At 66.6% G+C, this 17,762-nt stretch carries 14 protein-coding genes; 4 read left to right on the top strand and 10 right to left on the bottom strand.

Going from position 1 to position 17,762, the window contains the following annotated elements; genetic code table 11:
• Positions 1-26: 26 nt before the first annotated feature.
• Positions 27-2,387 (bottom strand): LPS-assembly protein LptD, encoded by a 2,361-nt coding sequence (locus tag LXE91_RS02535; RefSeq protein ID WP_039360073.1) that lies wholly within the window; start codon positions 2,385-2,387, stop codon positions 27-29.
• A gap of 223 nt (positions 2,388-2,610) precedes the next feature.
• Here LXE91_RS02535 and LXE91_RS02540 point away from each other — a divergent pair, with 223 nt between their 5' ends.
• A complete protein-coding gene (locus LXE91_RS02540) occupies positions 2,611-3,660 on the top strand; it encodes an aminoglycoside phosphotransferase family protein (protein WP_039360076.1) in 1,050 nt (349 codons plus the stop codon).
• Between the two features lie 22 nt (positions 3,661-3,682).
• The gene (gene murU / locus LXE91_RS02545; RefSeq protein WP_039360079.1) at positions 3,683-4,402 is read left to right on the top strand and encodes an N-acetylmuramate alpha-1-phosphate uridylyltransferase MurU; all 720 of its coding nucleotides are present in this window, start codon (positions 3,683-3,685) and stop codon (positions 4,400-4,402) included.
• 187 nt (positions 4,403-4,589) lie between these two features.
• On the opposite strand, the gene LXE91_RS02550 is transcribed toward murU, so the two are convergent.
• Positions 4,590-6,461, bottom strand: coding sequence for an ABCB family ABC transporter ATP-binding protein/permease (locus LXE91_RS02550; RefSeq protein WP_039360335.1), 1,872 nt, complete (start codon positions 6,459-6,461; stop codon positions 4,590-4,592).
• Positions 6,462-6,635: 174 nt separating this feature from the next.
• On the opposite strand from LXE91_RS02550, the gene LXE91_RS02555 reads away from it, so the two are divergent.
• The gene (locus LXE91_RS02555; protein WP_039360081.1) at positions 6,636-7,031 is read left to right on the top strand and encodes an acyl-CoA thioesterase; all 396 of its coding nucleotides are present in this window, start codon (positions 6,636-6,638) and stop codon (positions 7,029-7,031) included.
• 45 nt (positions 7,032-7,076) lie between these two features.
• On the opposite strand, the gene LXE91_RS02560 is transcribed toward LXE91_RS02555, so the two are convergent.
• A complete protein-coding gene (locus LXE91_RS02560; RefSeq protein ID WP_039360083.1) occupies positions 7,077-7,559 on the bottom strand; it encodes a nitrate reductase associated protein in 483 nt (160 codons plus the stop codon).
• A 115-nt stretch (positions 7,560-7,674) separates the two neighbouring features.
• Here LXE91_RS02560 and fdhD point away from each other — a divergent pair, with 115 nt between their 5' ends.
• Positions 7,675-8,517: a formate dehydrogenase accessory sulfurtransferase FdhD gene (fdhD, locus tag LXE91_RS02565; RefSeq protein ID WP_371295965.1), complete on the top strand. Its 843-nt coding sequence runs from the start codon at positions 7,675-7,677 to the stop codon at positions 8,515-8,517.
• A 58-nt stretch (positions 8,518-8,575) separates the two neighbouring features.
• On the opposite strand, the gene LXE91_RS02570 is transcribed toward fdhD, so the two are convergent.
• The 7 genes from LXE91_RS02570 to nudB form a co-directional block, all read right to left on the bottom strand.
• Entirely contained in the window at positions 8,576-9,343 is a 768-nt protein-coding gene (locus LXE91_RS02570; RefSeq protein WP_039360086.1) for an enoyl-CoA hydratase, read from the bottom strand.
• A 92-nt stretch (positions 9,344-9,435) separates the two neighbouring features.
• The gene (locus tag LXE91_RS02575) at positions 9,436-10,635 is read right to left on the bottom strand and encodes an acetyl-CoA C-acyltransferase (RefSeq protein WP_039360089.1); all 1,200 of its coding nucleotides are present in this window, start codon (positions 10,633-10,635) and stop codon (positions 9,436-9,438) included.
• Positions 10,636-10,662: 27 nt separating this feature from the next.
• Complete coding sequence (locus LXE91_RS02580; RefSeq protein WP_039360092.1) at positions 10,663-13,098, bottom strand: 3-hydroxyacyl-CoA dehydrogenase/enoyl-CoA hydratase family protein; 2,436 nt, start codon at positions 13,096-13,098, stop codon at positions 10,663-10,665.
• A gap of 118 nt (positions 13,099-13,216) precedes the next feature.
• The gene (locus LXE91_RS02585; protein ID WP_039360095.1) at positions 13,217-15,004 is read right to left on the bottom strand and encodes an acyl-CoA dehydrogenase C-terminal domain-containing protein; all 1,788 of its coding nucleotides are present in this window, start codon (positions 15,002-15,004) and stop codon (positions 13,217-13,219) included.
• Positions 15,005-15,062: 58 nt separating this feature from the next.
• Complete coding sequence (locus LXE91_RS02590) at positions 15,063-15,662, bottom strand: TetR/AcrR family transcriptional regulator (RefSeq protein WP_006751498.1); 600 nt, start codon at positions 15,660-15,662, stop codon at positions 15,063-15,065.
• A 200-nt stretch (positions 15,663-15,862) separates the two neighbouring features.
• A complete protein-coding gene (gene clsB / locus LXE91_RS02595) occupies positions 15,863-17,137 on the bottom strand; it encodes a cardiolipin synthase ClsB (RefSeq protein ID WP_039360098.1) in 1,275 nt (424 codons plus the stop codon).
• Positions 17,134-17,628 (bottom strand): dihydroneopterin triphosphate diphosphatase, encoded by a 495-nt coding sequence (gene nudB / locus LXE91_RS02600; RefSeq protein WP_039360099.1) that lies wholly within the window; start codon positions 17,626-17,628, stop codon positions 17,134-17,136. Before nudB ends, clsB begins: the two co-directional genes overlap by 4 nt.
• Positions 17,629-17,762: the final 134 nt, after the last annotated feature.

Consider the following 17,762-nt stretch of genomic DNA (forward strand, 5'->3'; position numbering starts at 1 on the left):
TGCTGACCGGTGCAGACAAGCCGGCGTTACTCGTAGTTGCTGAAGCGGGACATCGGCGGCGGCGGCGGCGGCAGCGGCGTGTAGCCCGGCACCCCGGCGCGGAATGCGGACACGAGGCCGTTGTCGACGGTCGACAGGCCCTTGAGCGTCAGCTGCATCATGAATCGCGTCGACGAGTTCTGCTGTCCCGACGAATTGATGCCGTTCGCGGCCCGCTGCACCCCGACCCCGAGCGCCCAGCAATCCGCGTCGTATTGTAAGCCGACCAGACCGTCGACCACGCGATCGCCGGCCAGGTCATAGTTGAAGCGGCCGATCGCATACAGGCGGCGCGTGAGCGGCCATTGCGCGGACACCAGGAACTGGTTGATCGGCTGGTTGTCGAGCGTGGTGTTCGATCGCGTGTAGCGGTAGCCGACGTTGATCACGCGGCGCTCGCCCGGGCTGTAGCCGAAACCGACGCTCGACTTCACGAGCTGGTTGTTGTTCTGGTTGTACTGGAACGCCGTCTCCGACATGAAGCCCGAGCCGAGCTTCAGCGCGGCGCCGACGATCAGGTCCGAGTGGCGCGCCAGCACGGCGCTCTGCCCGGGCGTCAGCGTGACGCGCTGATCGGCGAAGTAGTACTGCTGCGCGATCACGAAACGCGCACGCTCGTCGCCGGTGCGCGGGTCGATGAAGCGTGACGTGAGCCCGGCTGTGATCCGGTTCGCGTCGGCGATCCGGTCGTTGCCGACGAACGTGTTCGGCTGGTAGATCTCCGCGAGGCCGAAGTCCGACTCCGCGGTGTCGAACAGCGGCGCATTCGACTGGTCGCGATACGGCGTGTACACGTAGTACAGGCGCGGCTCGAGGGTCTGGATGAAGTCCTGGCCGAACAGGCGTACCGAGCGGTCGAAGATCAGGCCCGAATCGAAGCTCACGGTCGGGATCGACTCGGTGAAGCGCTTCGGATTGTTCGGCGTGCTCGACGACAGGTAGTTCAGGTCGTACGACGCGAAGTGGTACTGGACCTTCGGCACGACGAAGTAGCCCGGGCCGTACACGCCGTACGCGATGTACGGGTTGAAGACGATCCGGTCACCCTGGGCTGCATCGGCGGTCGTGATACGGAACCGCGAATAGTCGGCTTCCGCGCCGAAGTCGAAGCCGCCGACGTTGTACTTCGTGTACTTCACGTTCAACTGCGGCTCGCGGCTGTAGGGCGCGATCGACGGCGGCAGCGTCTGCCAGTGCTGGTAGCGCGCGAGCACCGACCACGGGCCGTTGTTGTACGTGAGACCCGCTTCCTGCTGGTACAGCGTCTGCGTCCCGTTGATGAACTGGTTCGCCGACCCGAGGTCTTCGGGATACGTGTTGTCCGAGACCTTGTTGTAGTAGACATAGCCGCCGAAGCCACCGCCGAAATTCTGCTGGTGCTGCCAGTAGATCGCGTAGCGGTTGCGGTGCGCGAGCCGGTCATCCGGCAGGTAGTTGGCCGTAAACGTGCCCGAATACGACGGCGACAGGTAGCGGAACGTCGCCTCGGTCATCACGCCGCGCCGCGAGATGATGCGCGGCGTGAGCGTCAGATCGCGGTTCGGCGCGATGTTGAAGTAGTACGGCAGCGACAGTTCGAACCCGTTGCTCGAGTTCATTGCGAACGTCGGCGGCAGCAGGCCGCTGCGCCGCTCGCCCGACAGCGGGAACGTCATCCACGGGCTCGCAAAGATCGGCACGCCCTGGAAGAACAGCACGCCGTTGCGTGCGCTGCCTTCGTCGGCGCCCGTATCGAAGTCGAAGCGGCTGCCCTTGATGTACCACGCGGGGTTCGTCGAGCACTGGCACGCGGTGTAGGTGCCGTTGATGAACACCGAGCGCTCGTTGTCGACCATGTCGACGCGTTCCGCGCTGCCCGAGCCGCCCGTCATGTTGAAGTGATACTTCGGCGCCGTCATGAAGCCCTGGTTCGCCTCGATCTTCAGGTGCGCCTCGGGGCCGGCGAACGACGTGCCGGAGTTGTTGATCCTGACCTGGCCGTACGCATCGGCCATGTCGGTATCCTGATCGTAGTGGATCGCGTCGGCCTTCACGATGGCGTCGCCGCGCCGGAGCTCTGCCGAACCCTTTGCAGCGAGATCCTGCTCGGCCGTGCCGCTCGTGTGGTCGGCGATCACGAAGGCGGCCGGCTTCGCGCCGTCCTTCAGCGGATGATCCTCGAGCTGGGGCGCGAGACGCAGATCCCACGGCGAGTCGAGCGGCTGCGGCTGCGCGGCCGCGCCCGACAGCTGCGCGTACGACACGGCCGGCACGAGGCCGGGCACGGCCAGGAGTGCGAGCGCGAGCCGCCGTTTGCGCGGCGCCCCGTCACCGGGGAAAACATTCGGGAATAGCGGTTTGGGCGGCATCTATCGTTTGGCGAATCGCCCCTTGTCAACCGCGCCGTCGCGGCACATTCGCACGCGGCGGGCCGCACCGTCGCACCGCGACTGCGGCTGAGCGCAAACCGGGGAGGCGTTCGGGCGACCGCGCGACAGGCGGCGGACCTGCACGGCGGAAAGCTGACGCGGGGCGCGTCAAAAAAGTCGTGGGGTATTATATGGCAAGACGTTCCCCCCTCCTCCGAGTTTCATGACGCCCCCATCCGCCGCATCCCAGCCCGACGCCCGCCTCGAAGCGCTCACCGCGTGGCTGCGCCCGCTCGCCGAACGCCATGCGCTCGACCTGTCGACCCTCGCACCCGCCTCGTCGGACGCCAGTTTCCGCCGCTATTTCCGGGTCGCGTCGGCCACGAGCGCCGGCGGCACGCTGATCGCCGTCGACGCGCCGCCGCCCGAAAAGTGCCGTGAATTCGTCCAGGTCGCGCAACTGCTCGCCGCGGCCGGCGACCACGTGCCGGACGTGCTGGCCCACGATTTCGACGCGGGCTTCATGCTCGTGACCGATCTCGGCCGCACGTCGTACATCTCGGTGCTCGACCCGGCCGACCCGGCCGCCGCGAAACCGTTGATGCGCGCGGCGCTCGACGCGCTGATCCGCTTCCAGCTCACGTCGAAGCCCGACGTGCTGCCGCCGTTCGACGAGGCATTCCTGCGCCGCGAGATGGAGCTGATGCCCGAATGGTTCGTCGGCCGCCACCTCGGCAAGCCCGTCACCGACGCGATGCGCGGCACGCTCGACCGCACCTTCGCGCTGCTGGTCGCCAGCGCGCACGCGCAGCCGCAAGGGTTCATGCTGCGCGACTTCATGCCGCGCAACCTGATGGTGTGCGAGCCGAATCCGGGCATCCTCGATTTCCAGGACGCCGTCTACGGGCCGCTGACGTACGACGTCGTGTCGCTGCTGCGCGACGCGTTCATCAGCTGGGACGAGGAGTTCGAACTCGACTGCTTCGCGTACTACTGGGAAAAGGCGAAAAAGGCCGGCCTGCCGGTCGCCCCCGATTTCGGCGAGTTCTACCGCCAGCTCGAATGGATGGGGCTGCAGCGCCACATCAAGGTGCTCGGCCTGTTCGCGCGCATCAATTACCGCGACGGCAAGCCGCACTACCTGAACGACCTGCCGCGCTTCATCGCGTATGCGCGCAAGGTCGCGCTGCGCTATCGCCCGCTCGCGCCGTTCGCGAAGCTGCTCGACGAGCTCGAGGGCAATGCGCCGGCCGACGTAGGCTATACGTTCTGACCGCTCTCACACCCAGTCGAACATGAGCACTACCCTGACCACGGCGATGATCTTCGCCGCCGGGCGCGGCGAACGGATGCGCCCGCTCACAGACACCCGCCCGAAGCCGCTGCTCGAAGCGGGCGGCAAGCCGCTGATCGTGTGGCAGATCGAGGCGCTCGCGCGCGCGGGCATCGACACGATCGTGATCAACCACGCGTGGCTCGGCGAACAGATCGAGGCCGCGCTGGGCGACGGTTCGCGCTGGGGCGTGCGGCTCGCGTATTCGGCCGAAGGCGAAGCGCTGGAAACCGCGGGCGGCATCGCGCAGGCGTTGCCGCTGCTCGAGCGCGACGGGCAGCCGACGGTGTTCGCAGCCGTCAGCGGCGATGTGTACTGCGCATTCGACTACCGGACGCTCGCGCCGCACGCCGCACGGATGGCCGCGCTCGACGCACCGGCGATGCACCTCGTGATGGTGCCGAACCCGCCATTCCACCCGGCCGGCGACTTCGCGCTCAGCGACGACGGCCGCCTTGCGCTCGACGGCGCCGCGCGCTTCACGTTCGGCAACATCGGCCTGTACGACACACGGATGTTCCGCGATCTTGCACCCGGTACGCGGCGCGCGCTGACGCCGTACTATCGAGCGACGATCGAGGCCGGCCGCGCGAGCGGCGAACTATACGAAGGGATCTGGGAGAACGTCGGTACGCCCGCGCAGCTCGGCGAGCTGGATGAGCGGCTGCGCGCTGCGGAGTGACTGGCCGTCGGGCTGATTGATCAGCTGGCCGGTTAGCTGACTGGTTGGCAAGCTAGCTGACGGCGAACTGGCCGCGTTGGTCTTGCTGATCTGCAGGTCCGGTCCGGCGCCTGCCGGCCCACCATGCCGGCCCGGCTCCCGCCCATCGCGCAGGCCCTTTCCTGCGCCCCACGCGCCGCACCGCCGCTCACGCAGCCTCGGCCTCTTCCCCGCCCGCCGCCGCGCGCTGCTGCTGCAGCGCCCACATCTGCGCATACAACCCGTCGGCGCGCACGAGTTCGTCGTGCGTGCCGCGCTCGACGATCCGCCCGTGGTCCATCACCAGGATCTGCTGCGCGTGCACGACCGTCGACAGACGGTGCGCGATCACGAGGGTCGTGCGATGCCGCGCGATCTGGTCGAGTTCGTGCTGGATCGCGCGCTCCGAGCGCGAATCGAGCGCCGACGTCGCTTCGTCGAACAGCAGCACCGGCGGGTTCTTCAACAGCGTGCGCGCGATCGCGACGCGCTGCTTCTCGCCACCCGACAGCTTCAGCCCGCGCTCGCCGACCGGCGTGTCATAACCCTTCGGCAAACTTTCGATGAAATCGTGGATGTGCGCGGCGCGCGCGGCCGCGATCACCTCGTCGCGGGTCGCGGTCGGCCGGCCGTACGCGATGTTGTAGTAGATCGAGTCGTTGAACAGCACGGTGTCCTGCGGCACGATCCCGATCGATGCACGCAGCGAGTCCTGCGTGACGTCGCGGATGTCCTGGCCGTCGATCCGGATCGCCCCGCCCGCCTGCCGGTCGAGATCGTAGAAGCGGAACAGCAGCCGCGACAGCGTCGACTTCCCGGAGCCGCTGTGGCCGACCACCGCGGTCGTCGTGCCCGCGTCGATCGTGAGCGACACGTCGTGCAGGATCTGCCGCGCCGGCTCGTACGCGAAATTCACGTGCTCGAAGCGCACCTGCGCGCCGGCGACCGCAAGCGGCCGCGCATCGGGCAGGTCGGCCACTTCCTTCGCGGCCGACAGCAGCCCGAACATGCGATCCATGTCGGTGAGGCTCTGCTTCAGCTCGCGATAGACGACACCGAGAAAGTTCAGCGGGATGTACAGCTGCAGCATGAACGTGTTGATCAGCACCAGATCGCCGAGCGTCAGCTTGCCCGCGAGCACGCCCTGCGTCGCGCGCCACAGGATGAACACGAGCCCCGTGCCGATGATCGCCTGCTGGCCGAAGTTCAGCACCGACAGCGAGTTCTGCGAACGGATCGCGGCTTTCCGGTAGCGCTTCAGGTTCTCGTCGTAGCGCTGCGCTTCCCACTCCTCGTTGCCGAAGTACTTGACCGTCTCGTAGTTGATCAGCGAATCGATCGCCCGCGAGTTCGCGCGCGAATCGAGTTCGTTCATCGTGCGGCGGAAATGCGTGCGCCAGTTGGTGACCTTCACCGTGAACACGATGTACGTGACCAGCGCGGCGAACGTCACGTACGCGTAATAGGCCTCGTACTTGACCACGAAGAAGCCGAGCACGAGCCCGACCTCGACGAGCGTCGGCAGGATGCTGTATAGCGAATACGAAATCAGCTGCTGGATGCCGCGCGTGCCGCGCTCGATGTCGCGCGACATGCCGCCGGTCTGGCGCTCCAGGTGAAACCGCAGCGACAGCCCGTGCAGGTGCCGGAACACCTGCAGCGCGAGCTGGCGCACCGCACTCTCGGTGACCTTCGAGAACAGGATCTCGCGCAGCTCGGTAAAGAGCGACGTCGACAGCCGCACGAGCGCATACGCGACGACCAGCAACCCCACGCCGCCCGCGAGCACGATGCCGGCCGACTGTTCGGCGCGGCCGATCGCGGTGATCTGCTGGACGTAGGACAGGTGGTCGACGATGCGCTTCATCACGACCGGCACGCCGAGGTTCGCGACCTTCGCACCGATCAGGCAGCCGAGCGCGAGCGCGACGCGCCATTTGTAGGTGGTCAGGTACGGCAGCAGCGACCGGATGGTTTGCCAGTCGTTGCGGGGCCCGGTCGAAGCCGGCGCGGGCTCGCCGGAAGCAGGAAATCGGCGCATGGGGGAAGGATCGGCGGCGGTGCCGGGCGCGTGCATCGGCGGCCGGCTCGCTCACTTTCTCGTACAATTTGTGAACGTTGTATTGTCGCAGAAGCCGCTTCGCGCCGCTGCCGGCGCCCTCGCCGGCCAGCCTGCGCGCGGCGGCGTATTTATTACAGGATGAAAGCCCCCGCCATGACCGATTCGACCCTCGAACTCCCGCAAAAGCAGCCCGCGCTGCGCGTCGTCCCGCAACCGCACGACGCGAACGTCCACGGCGACGTGTTCGGCGGCTGGATCATGTCGCAGGTCGACATCGCCGGCTCGATCCCCGCGAGCCAGCGCGCGAACGGTCGCGTCGCGACGGTCGCGGTCAACTCGTTCGTGTTCAAGCAGCCGGTGTTCGTCGGCGATCTGCTGAGCTTCTACGCAACCATCACGCGCACCGGCAACACGTCGATCACGGTCGACGTCGAGGTGTACGCACAGCGCATGCGCCTGATGGGCGAGATCGTGAAGGTCACCGAAGCGACGCTCACCTATGTCGCGACCGGCTCCGACCGCAAGCCGCGGCAACTGCCGCCGCTCTGACGGGCGAGCGCCGCGCGGCGGCGGTTCCCCCTGCCTTCGGCCGCTTCAGTGCGTGGCCGTCAGCCCGAACTCACGCATCGCGGGCAGGAAATCGTGGTTCAGCTTCGGCTTGCGCGACAGCTTCACCAGCACGTAGCGCTGGAACGGTGCGAGACGCTGCCACTGCGCGAGCTCGGGCGCCGTCAGCCCGGCCAGCGCGCTCTGCTGCACGAGCGACTCCGGCACGATGTCGGTGGCGCGCCAGGCCGGCTGCTCGTCCGGCTGGAACCACGATGGCTCCAGATCCGCGTGCGTGCGCAGCATTTCGAACAGCGCGTGATCGAAGTTGGGCTCGATCGCGGTGTCGTCGTCGGCCGGAAAGCGCGCGAGCAGCTTGCGGTCCTCGAGCGGCAGCAACTGCCACTGCTCCAGTGAAATCCGCAGACCGAAACGGTCGAGATTGAAACGCACGATCATCGGGATGTACGTGAAGTTTTCCGACGAATCGTGTTCGAAGGCGAATAGCAGTGGAGCGTCGCTGAGTCCCATGATCGTTACCTGATGTGGCGGATACCGGCGCGGCCGGCTTGCCTGAGGTATTTTAGAACCTCTGCGCGCGGGCGGCGGACACGATTGCCGCCGCCCGCGTGCCGAATCAACGGGAGTGCTCGTGAATCCGACCGAATCCGGCGACTTGCGCGACGAACCGCGCGGCGCGATCGAATTGTCCGTGCGCCGCACGCGCGGCGGTGTCGTCGAAACTGCACACGACTACGTGGGCCAGGAATGGCCCGTCGCGCTCGTCTTCAACGGCATCTCGCATGCGGTGATGATGTGTACGCCGTGCGACCTCGAAGCGTTCGCGGTCGGTTTCGCGATCTCGGAAGGGATCGTCGCACGCGGCAGCGACATCAAGGACATCGACGTGATCCTGCACGCCGACGCGCCGCTGCCGCATGCGGAAGTCCACCTGGAGGTCGTCCAGCAGGCGTTCGCCGCGCTGAAGGACCGGCGCCGCGCGCTCGCGGGGCGTACCGGCTGCGGCGTCTGCGGGATCGAAAGCATCGACCTGCTCGACCTCGCGCCCGAACGCGTGCCCGATACGGGCTTTCTCGCACGCCTCGCACCCGACGCGCTGACACGCGCGGCGCAGGCGCTGCCGGTTCACCAGGCACTCACGCGGCTCACGGGCGGCCTGCATGCGGCCGCGTGGTGCGATGCAACAGGCGCGATCCGGATGGCGTTCGAGGACGTCGGCCGCCACAACGCACTCGACAAGCTGATCGGCTCGCTCGTGCTGTCGCGCGCCGACGCGACCGACGGCTTCGTGTTCCTGTCGAGCCGCGCGAGCTACGAGCTCGTGCGCAAGGCCGCACGGGTCGGCATCCCGCTGGTGGCGACGATCTCCGCGCCGTCGTCGCTCGCGATCGAGATCGCGAAAGCGGCCGGCTTGCGGCTCGTCAGCTTCTGCCGCGAAACCGGCCACGTCGACTACGGCACGGCCTGATCGCGATCGCGGGCGCGCGCCGGCAGTCCGCCGCGGCGCGCCCCGCTCCGTCAGACCGTCAGTCGAACTGACGGAAATCCGGCTTGCGCTTCTCGAAGAACGCCGTCATCGCCTCGCGCGCTTCCGGCGCGCGCAGCATCGTGGCGAAGTGGCCCGCTTCCTCGGCCATCCGCGCCTGCACCGCCACGCCGCCCGTATCCTTCAGCAGCGCCTTCGTCACACGCAGCGATGCCGCCGGCAGCGCCGCGAGCTTTGCCGCCTGCTTCGCCGCGAACGCGTCGAGCTCGGCCGCCGGCAGCACGCGGTTGACGATACCGATCCGGTGCGCTTCCAGCGCGTCGAACGCTTCGCCGAGCAGCAGCTTCTCGGCCGCGACCTGATGGCCGGCCAGACGCGGCAGCAGCACGCTCGACGCGGCTTCCGGGCACAGCCCGAGCTGCGTGAACGGCAGCGAGAACGTCGCGGTGTCGGCCGCGTAGACCAGATCGCAGTGCAGCAGCATCGTCACGCCGACGCCGATCGCCAGGCCCGGCACCGCGGCCACGATCGGCTTGCTCGCGCTGCTGATCCGCGCGAGAAACTGGAACACCGGGGCGGTGTCGTCCTTCGGCGGCGACTTCAGGAAATCCTCGAGATCGTTCCCTGAGGTGAAGTTGCCGTCGCCACCGCGCAGCAGGATCACGCGAACCGCCTTGTCTTCCTGCGCTTCGGCGAGTGCGTCGGCCATCGTCTGGTACATCGCCGCCGTCAGCGCGTTCTTCTTCGCCGGGCGCGCGATCGTGATCGTCACCACGCCATCGGCGCGTTCCACTTGAATTTCGGCCACAACCGTCTCCTTTGACTTTCCTCTATCGGAATGAAAAAACGGTGCGCGAGCTCGTGGCCCGCGCACCGTCGCAGCTTGTCGTCGTGCTCCGCTTACAGGCGTTCGATGATGCCCGCCGCACCCATGCCGGTGCCGACGCACATCGTGACCATCCCGTACTTCAGGTTGCGGCGGCGCAGGCCGTGCACGACGGTCGCCGCGCGGATCGCGCCGGTCGCGCCGAGCGGGTGGCCGAGCGCGATCGCGCCGCCCATCGGGTTGACCTTCGACGGGTCGAGGCCGAGATCGCGCATCACCGCCAGCGATTGCGCGGCGAACGCTTCGTTCAGCTCGATCCAGTCGAGATCGTCCTGCTTCAGGCCGGCGGCCTTCAGCGCGGCCGGAATCGCTTCCTTCGGGCCGATACCCATGATTTCCGGCGGCACGCCACGCACCGCGAAACTCACGAAGCGCGCGAGCGGCGTCAGGTTGAATTCCTTGAGCACCTTCTCCGACACGACCAGCAGCGCGCCCGCGCCGTCCGACGTCTGCGAGCTGTTGCCGGCCGTGACCGAGCCCTTGTTCGCGAACACCGTGCGCAGCTTCGCGAGGCCTTCGATCGACGTATCCGCGCGCGGACCTTCGTCGAGCTTGATCTCACGCGTCTTCACGTCGACTTCGCCCGTCGCGAGGTTCGGGAAGCGCTCGGTGATCGTGTACGCGGCGATCTCGTCGTTGAACTCGCCGGCCTGCTGGGCGGCAAGCGCCTTGCGGTGCGACTCGACCGAGAACGCATCCTGGTCTTCGCGGCTCACCTTCCACTGCTCCGCGACGCGCTCGGCCGTCAGGCCCATCCCGTACGCGATGCCGAAGTCTTCGTTGCGATCGAAGATGTGCGGCGACATCGACGGCTTGTTGCCCATCATCGGCACCATGCTCATCGATTCGCAGCCGCCCGCGAAGATCGCGTCCGATTCGCCGACGCGGATGCGGTCGGCCGCCATCGCCAGCGCCGTAATGCCCGACGCGCAGAAGCGGTTGACCGTCACGCCGCCGACCGTCTGCGGCAGGCCCGCGAGCAGCGCGCCCATCCGCGCGACGTTCAGGCCCTGCTCGGCCTCCGGAATCGCGCAGCCGATGATCGCGTCTTCGATCAGCTTCGTGTCGAAGCCGGGCACCTGCGCCACCGCCGACTTGAGCGCGTGGACCAGCAGCTCGTCCGGGCGCGTGTTCTTGAAGACACCGCGCGGGGCCTTGCCGATCGGCGTGCGGCTGGCGGCGACGATGTATGCGTCTTGCAATTGTTTGCTCATTTGAGACTCCTTGCCTTATCCGCTCGCTCAGTTACGCACCGGCTTGCCGGTCTGCAACATGCCCATGATCCGTTCCTGCGTCTTCTGCGTGCCGAGCAGCTCGACGAACGCACGGCGCTCCAGCGCGAGCAGCCACTGCTCGTCGACCAGGCTGCCGGCTTCGACGTCGCCGCCGCACACGGCTTCGGCGATGCGGCTCGCGATCAGGTAGTCGTGGTCGCTGATGAAGCGGCCGTCACGCATGTTGACGAGCGATGCCTTGATCGTCGCGATCGCCGAGCGGCCTGCCACCGGCACGTCCTTCGCGCGCAGCGGTGCACGGTAGCCGGTTGCGGCCAGCGCGCGCGCTTCCTTCTTCGCGGTGTCGAGCAGTTCGAACACGTTGAAGATGATCGTGTCGGAAGGTTTCACGTAACCCATCGCACGGGCATCGTGCGCGGACGCCGACACCTTCGCCATCGCCGCGTTCTCAAACGACTTCGTGACGAACTTCAGGATGTCGGTGGTCGCGTTCGCGGCCGTTGCGGCATCCGCTGCGCGCAGCGCCGCTTCCTTCAGGCCGCCGCCCGCCGGCACGAGGCCGACACCCACTTCGACGAGACCGATGTAGCTCTCGACGTGCACGACGCGCTTCGCGCTGTGCAGCATCAGCTCGCACCCGCCGCCGAGCGCGATGCCCGACACGGCTGCGACGACCGGCACGTTCGCGTACTTCACGCGCAGCATGCCTTCCTGGAACTTCTTCACGAACGGCTCGATACCCTTCGCGCCGCCCATCATGAACGCGGGCATCGCCTCTTCGAGGTTCGCGCCGGCCGAGAACGGGCCGCCCGGCGTGCCGAGCTTCAGCGACGTCGGCTGCCAGATCACCACGGCCTTGTAGTCCTTCTCCGCGAGTTCGATGGCCTGCACGAGGCCGTCGATCACGCTCGGTCCGATCGTGTTCATCTTCGACTTGAACGACACGATCACGACGTCGTCTTCACCCGCACGGTCGTCGACCCACGCACGCACCGCGTCGGTCTCGAACAGCGTCTTGCCGTACGTCTTCGGATCGGCACCCGCTTCGCCGAGCAGCGGCGCGCGGAACACCTGCTTGTCGTAGACCGCGAGGTCCGAACGCGGCACGAAGCGCTTCGCTGCCGGCGCCCACGAGCCTTCGGCCGTGTGCACGCCGCCCTTTTCCGCAACCGCGCCTTCGAGCACCCACGACGGCAGCGGCACGTTCGCGAGCGCCTTGCCGGCCGCGATGTCTTCCTGCACCCACTCGGCGACCTGCTTCCAGCCGGCAGCCTGCCAGCCTTCGAACGGGCCTTCGTTCCAGCCGAAGCCCCAGCGGATCGCGAGGTCGACGTCGCGCGCGTTGTCGGCGATCGATTCGAGATGCACGCCGATGTAGTGGAACACGTCGCGGAAGATCGACCACAGGAACTGCGCGTGCGGATGGTCCGTTTCACGCAGCAGCTTCAGGCGTTCCGCCGGCGGACGCTTCAGGATGCGACCGACGGTTTCGTCCGCCTTCGCGCCCGAATCCACGTAGGTGCCCGTCTTCGCGTCGAGCACCTTGATCGCCTTGCCTTCCTTCTTGTAGAAACCACCGCCCGTCTTCTGGCCGAGCGCGCCCTGCTTCACCAGTTCGGCGAGCACGGCAGGCGTCTGGTAGACCGGGAAGAACGGATCGTCGGCGAGGTTGTCCTGCATCGTCTTGATCACGTGCGCCATCGTGTCGAGGCCGACCACGTCCGCGGTGCGGAACGTCGCCGACTTCGCGCGGCCGAGGCGGCTGCCCGTCAGGTCGTCGACTTCGTCGAAGCGCAGGCCGAACTTCGCGGCCTCGGTGATCACCGCGAGGATCGAGAAGATGCCGACGCGGTTCGCGATGAAGTTCGGCGTATCCTTCGCGCGCACGACGCCCTTGCCGACGATGCTCGTCAGGAACGTCTCGAGCTGGTCGAGGATCTCCGGACGCGTATGCGCGGTCGGGATCAGCTCGACGAGGTGCATGTAGCGCGGCGGGTTGAAGAAGTGCACGCCGCAGAAGCGCGACTTCAGCTCGTCCGAGAAACCTTCGGACAGCTTCGTGATCGACAGGCCCGACGTGTTGGTCGCGAAGATCGCGTTCGGTGCGATGTGCGGTGCGACCTTCTTGTACAGGTCGTGCTTCCAGTCCATCCGCTCGGCGATCGCCTCGATCACGACGTCGCACTCGGCGAGTTTCGCGATGTCGTCTTCGTAGTTCGCTGCTTCGAGGTACTTTGCGTCGTCCTTCACGCCGAACGGTGCGGGCGACAGCTTCTTCAGGTTCTCGATCGCCTTCAGCGCGATCGCGTTTTTCGGGCCTTCCTTGGCCGGCAGGTCGAACAACAGCACCGGCACGCGTGCGTTGATGAGGTGCGCGGCGATCTGCGCGCCCATCACGCCGGCGCCCAGCACGGCGACCTTGCGAATCAGGAAATTGCTCACGGGATGTCTCCGGATAGTGTCGTGCAGCGCGGAATGTGAGGGCTGCACGGCGAAGTGAGTACCAGGAACCGTTGCGTTCGGGCGGCGCGGCACGCGGCGCGCCCCGCCCGGACTCGCGTCAGAACAGCGATTCGTCGACTTCCATCAGCGTCTTCGAGCCGGCGCGTGCGGCGCGGATCGTCGATGCCGTCTCGGGCAGCAGGCGCGCGAAGTAGAAACGCGCCGTCGCGAGCTTCGACTTGTAGAACGGATCGCCCGACGCTTCCTTGTCGAGTGCGAGGCGCGCCATGCGCGCCCAGAAGTACGAGAACACCAGGTGGCCGACGGTGCGCAGGTACGGCACGGCGGCAGCGCCGACTTCGTCCGGGTTCTGCATCGCCTTCATGCCGATTTCCATCGTCAGCTTCTGCACCTTGTCGCCGATGTCGGCGAGCGGGTTGATGAACTCGGCCATTTCCGGCTTCACGCCTTCGGCTTCCGCGAATTCGGTGACGAGCTTGCCGAACTTCTTCAGCTTCGCGCCCATGTCGCCGAGCACCTTGCGGCCCAGCAGGTCGAGCGACTGGATCGAGTTCGTGCCTTCGTAGATCATGTTGATCCGCGCGTCGCGCACGTACTGCTCCATGCCCCACTCGGAGATGAAGCCGTGGCCGCCGTAGATCTGCATCGCGTGGTTGGTCGACTCGAACGCGTTGTCGGTCAGGAACGCCTTGATGATCGGCGTGAGCAGCGCGACGAGGTCGGCCGCTTCCTTGCGCACCGCTTCGTCAGCGTGCGACAGTTCCTTGTCGATCTGCAGCGCGGACCAGTACGTGAATGCGCGCGCGCCTTCGGCGTAGGCCTTCTGCGTGAGCAGCATGCGGCGCACGTCCGGGTGCACGATGATCGGGTCGGCCGGCTTGTCCGGTGCCTTCGGGCCCGTCAGCGAGCGCATCTGCAGGCGCTCCTTCGCATACGTGAGCGAATTCTGGTACGCGACTTCCGTGAGGCCGAGGCCCTGCATGCCAACGCCGAGGCGCGCGGCATTCATCATCACGAACATCGCGTTCAAGCCCTTGTTCGGCTCGCCGACCATCCAGCCCTTCGCGCCGTCGAGGTTCATCACGCACGTCGAGTTGCCGTGGATGCCCATCTTGTGCTCGATCGAGCCGCACTTGATGCCGTTGCGCTCGCCCGGCTCGCCTGCTGCGTCCGGAATGAACTTCGGCACGATGAACAGCGAGATCCCCTTGGTGCCCTGCGGCGCTTCCGGCAGGCGCGCGAGCACGAGGTGGACGATGTTCTTCGACATGTCGTGCTCGCCGCTCGAGATGAAGATCTTCGTGCCGCTGATCGAGTACGAGCCGTCGCCGTTCGGTTCGGCCTTGGTGCGCAGGATGCCGAGGTCGGTGCCGCAATGCGGCTCGGTCAGGCACATCGTGCCCGTCCATTCGCCCGACACGAGCTTCGGCAGGTATTGCTGCTGCAGTTCCGGCGCGCCGTGCGCGTGCAGGCATTCGTAGGCGCCGTGCGACAGGCCCGGATACATCGTCCAGGCCTGGTTCGCCGAGTTCAGCATTTCGTAGAGCGCGTTGTTCACGAACGCGGGCAGGCCCTGGCCGCCGTAGTCCGGATCGCAGCCGAGTGCCGGCCAGCCGGCCTCGACGTACTGCTGGTAGGCTTCCTTGAAGCCGGTCGGGGTCTTCACGACGCCGTCGCCTTCATACGTGCAGCCTTCGCGATCGCCGACCTGGTTCAGCGGGAACAGTACCTCGGAGCAGAACTTGCCCGCTTCCTCGAGGACCTGGTTGATCGTGTCGGCGTCGAGGTCCGCATGCTTGGGCATTTGCTTGACTTCGGCTTCGACGTTCAGAAGCTCGTGCAACACGAATTGCATGTCGCGCAGCGGCGCGGCGTACTGTCCCATGACTCTCTCCAAAGGTGGGCAAAACGGCTCGAGCTCCTGGCGGGCGGATCACGCGCCGCTAACGGCTCTCGCTCTGATACGAAACAATCGTCTTTTCCAGCGCGGCCCACGTGAGGCGCACGGCGTCCGGCGAATGCAGGAAGCGTGCGTCGTGATGCAGGCCGAGCGTGAAGCTGTACAACTCGAAGAGCATCAGGTCCGGATCCGTATCCGCACGCAGATGGCCTTCTTCCTTCGCCTGCGAAATGGCACGCAGCATCGCGGCACGCCAGGCCGTCACGCTTGCGATCAACTGCTCGCGCACGGGGCTGTCAGGCCGGTCGTCGTACTCGACCGCACCGCTGATGTAGATGCATCCGGTCGTCACCTCCTGGATGCGCTTCTCCGTCCAGCGGGCCAGCATCGCCCGAAGGCGCGGCAAGCCTCGCGGCTCGCGCAGGCTCGGAAAGAACACCTCGTTTTCGAAACGATGGTGATACTCGCGGACGACCTCGACCTGCAGGTCTTCACGCGATCCGAAGTGCGCGAACACACCGCTCTTGCTCATCTGCATGCGCTCGGCCAGCAGGCCGATCGTCAGCCCCTCCAGCCCGTCACGGCTGGCGAGGTCCAAAGCAGCTTCAAGTATCGCGGCACGCGTCTGTTCGCCTTTTCGCATAGCTATTTCTGTAACCGTTCGGGGGTTCGAATAAAATCGAACGGCCGTACTATTATTGAGTGCGGCCGCTCGCGAAACAAGGAAATTATTAGAAACCGGTGTCTAACCGAGCCGCTATTTTGCGCGATTCCGGCGGGACCGGAGCGGCTTTTCCGCACGAACGTGCGGACAGATTTTTTGAAGCGAACACTTAGTCTTCGTCAGTCGTAACCACCGACCGTCAGCGCCTTCATCACGAGGCGATACGCCGTGTAGGCGAGCCAGTTCAGCATGCGCTCGATGCGCGGGCGCGCAGCGAACCGGGCGGGGTCGATTTCCCGGCCGTCGGCAAACGCGGCCGCGATCGCGTCGCGCAGTTCGTTCGTGACAGCATCGTAGCGTACCAGCACGACATTCGCCTCATTGTTCAACATCAGGCTCAGTGCGTCCAGGTTCGACGAACCGACCGTCGCCCAGTTGTCGTCGATCACGGCCACCTTGCCGTGCAGCATCGTCTTGTCGTATTCGGCCACACGCACGCCCGCGCGCAGCAGCGCGTGATAGAGGAACGGCACGGCCGTATCGAGGGCTGCGAATTCCTTGCGGCCGATCAGGATCCGCACGTCGACGCCGCGTCGCGCGGCGCCCGTCAGCGCACGGCGCAGCTTGCGCCCCGGCATGAAATACGGATTGGCGAGGAGGATCCGCTGGCGCGCCTGGCCGATCGCCGCGAGATACGCCTTCTCGATCGCGCGGCGGTTCACGACGTTGTCGCGCGCGACGAACGCGACGCTCGGCTCCGTCACGACCCGCAGCGCGCCGGCCTTGACCCACCGGTGGCTGCGCATCCAGCGCCGGAACATGTCGGGAAATGCTTCGCCGCCATGCAGCCCGGCCGCGTATTGCGCATACGGCTTGTGGCCGAACCTGATCCGGTGCCACTGCAGTTCGAACGCGGCACGCACGTCGGATACTGCCGGCCCCGCCATCTCGACGGCAAAATCCCAGCGCGGAAACGGCAGCTTGGCGCCGCCCTGCGCATAGTCGTCGATGATGTTGATGCCGCCGCAGAACGCGACTGCATGATCGATCACCGCGAGCTTGCGATGCGTGCGCGAAAAGCCGAAGCGGCCGAACAGGAATCGGTTGTAGATGCAGTGCTCGACGCCGGCTGCCACCCACGTATCGAACAACGGCAGGCGCGCCGTGCCGATGCCGTCGGTGATCACGCGCACACGCACGCCGCGCTGCGCCGCGCGGATCAGCGCGTCCGACACCGGCCGGCCGGCCGCGTCGTCGCAGAAGATGTAGGTTTCGAGCATCACCTGCTCGCGGGCGGCATCGATCCGCTCGATCAGCACCCGGAAGAACTCGCCGCCGCCTTCGCACAACCGCACGGTATTGCCCGACGTGAAGGCGAGCCGCGACGCGGAACCGCGTTCCTGCAGGAACATCTGCCGCAATTGCGCGAAGCGCTTGCGGGCTTCCGCCGTCATGCGGACGAGCCGTGCGGCGCGCGCGACAGTGCCACGCGCGCGGGCAGTTGCAGGATCGCCTCGGCGTTCGACGGCGAGAAGCAGCGCGCGGCCGCCTCGCGGAACGGCAGCCACGCATGATCGACATGCTCGCGCGGCGACAGCGTCACGTCGACGCGATGCGGCACGCACAGGCCGAACCAGTGCTCGACATTGCGCGTGACGCCCGGTGCATAGCGGTGCAGGTATTGCGGATAGATCGCGTATTCGATCTTGTGGCGCCAGTCGACGAGCGCACTGGCCGGCACTTCCGGCGTGCCGACTGCGATGCCGGTCTCTTCGGCCACTTCGCGCGCGGCGGTGAGCGCGAGCGGCTCGTCGAGCGCGTCCTTCGAGCCGGTCACCGATTGCCAGAAATCAGGCTGGTCGGCACGCTTGATCACGAGCACATCGAGGTCGGGCGTGTAGATCACGACGAGAACGGATTCGGGGATTTTCGGCGGCTTCGTCATCTTTGTTTCATGCAGCACGGGGCCGCGCGCCGGGCAAATGCTCCGAACGTGCGGCAAGTGCTGCGACTGTACCGCAAAAAACGAAAAAGGCGCATCGCTGCGCCTTCTTCATGTGCGTCGTGTGCACGTGGACG

Origin of the sequence: Burkholderia contaminans (genome assembly GCF_029633825.1) — a bacterium.
In the GTDB taxonomy this organism is placed as follows: Bacteria; Pseudomonadota; Gammaproteobacteria; order Burkholderiales; family Burkholderiaceae; genus Burkholderia; species Burkholderia contaminans.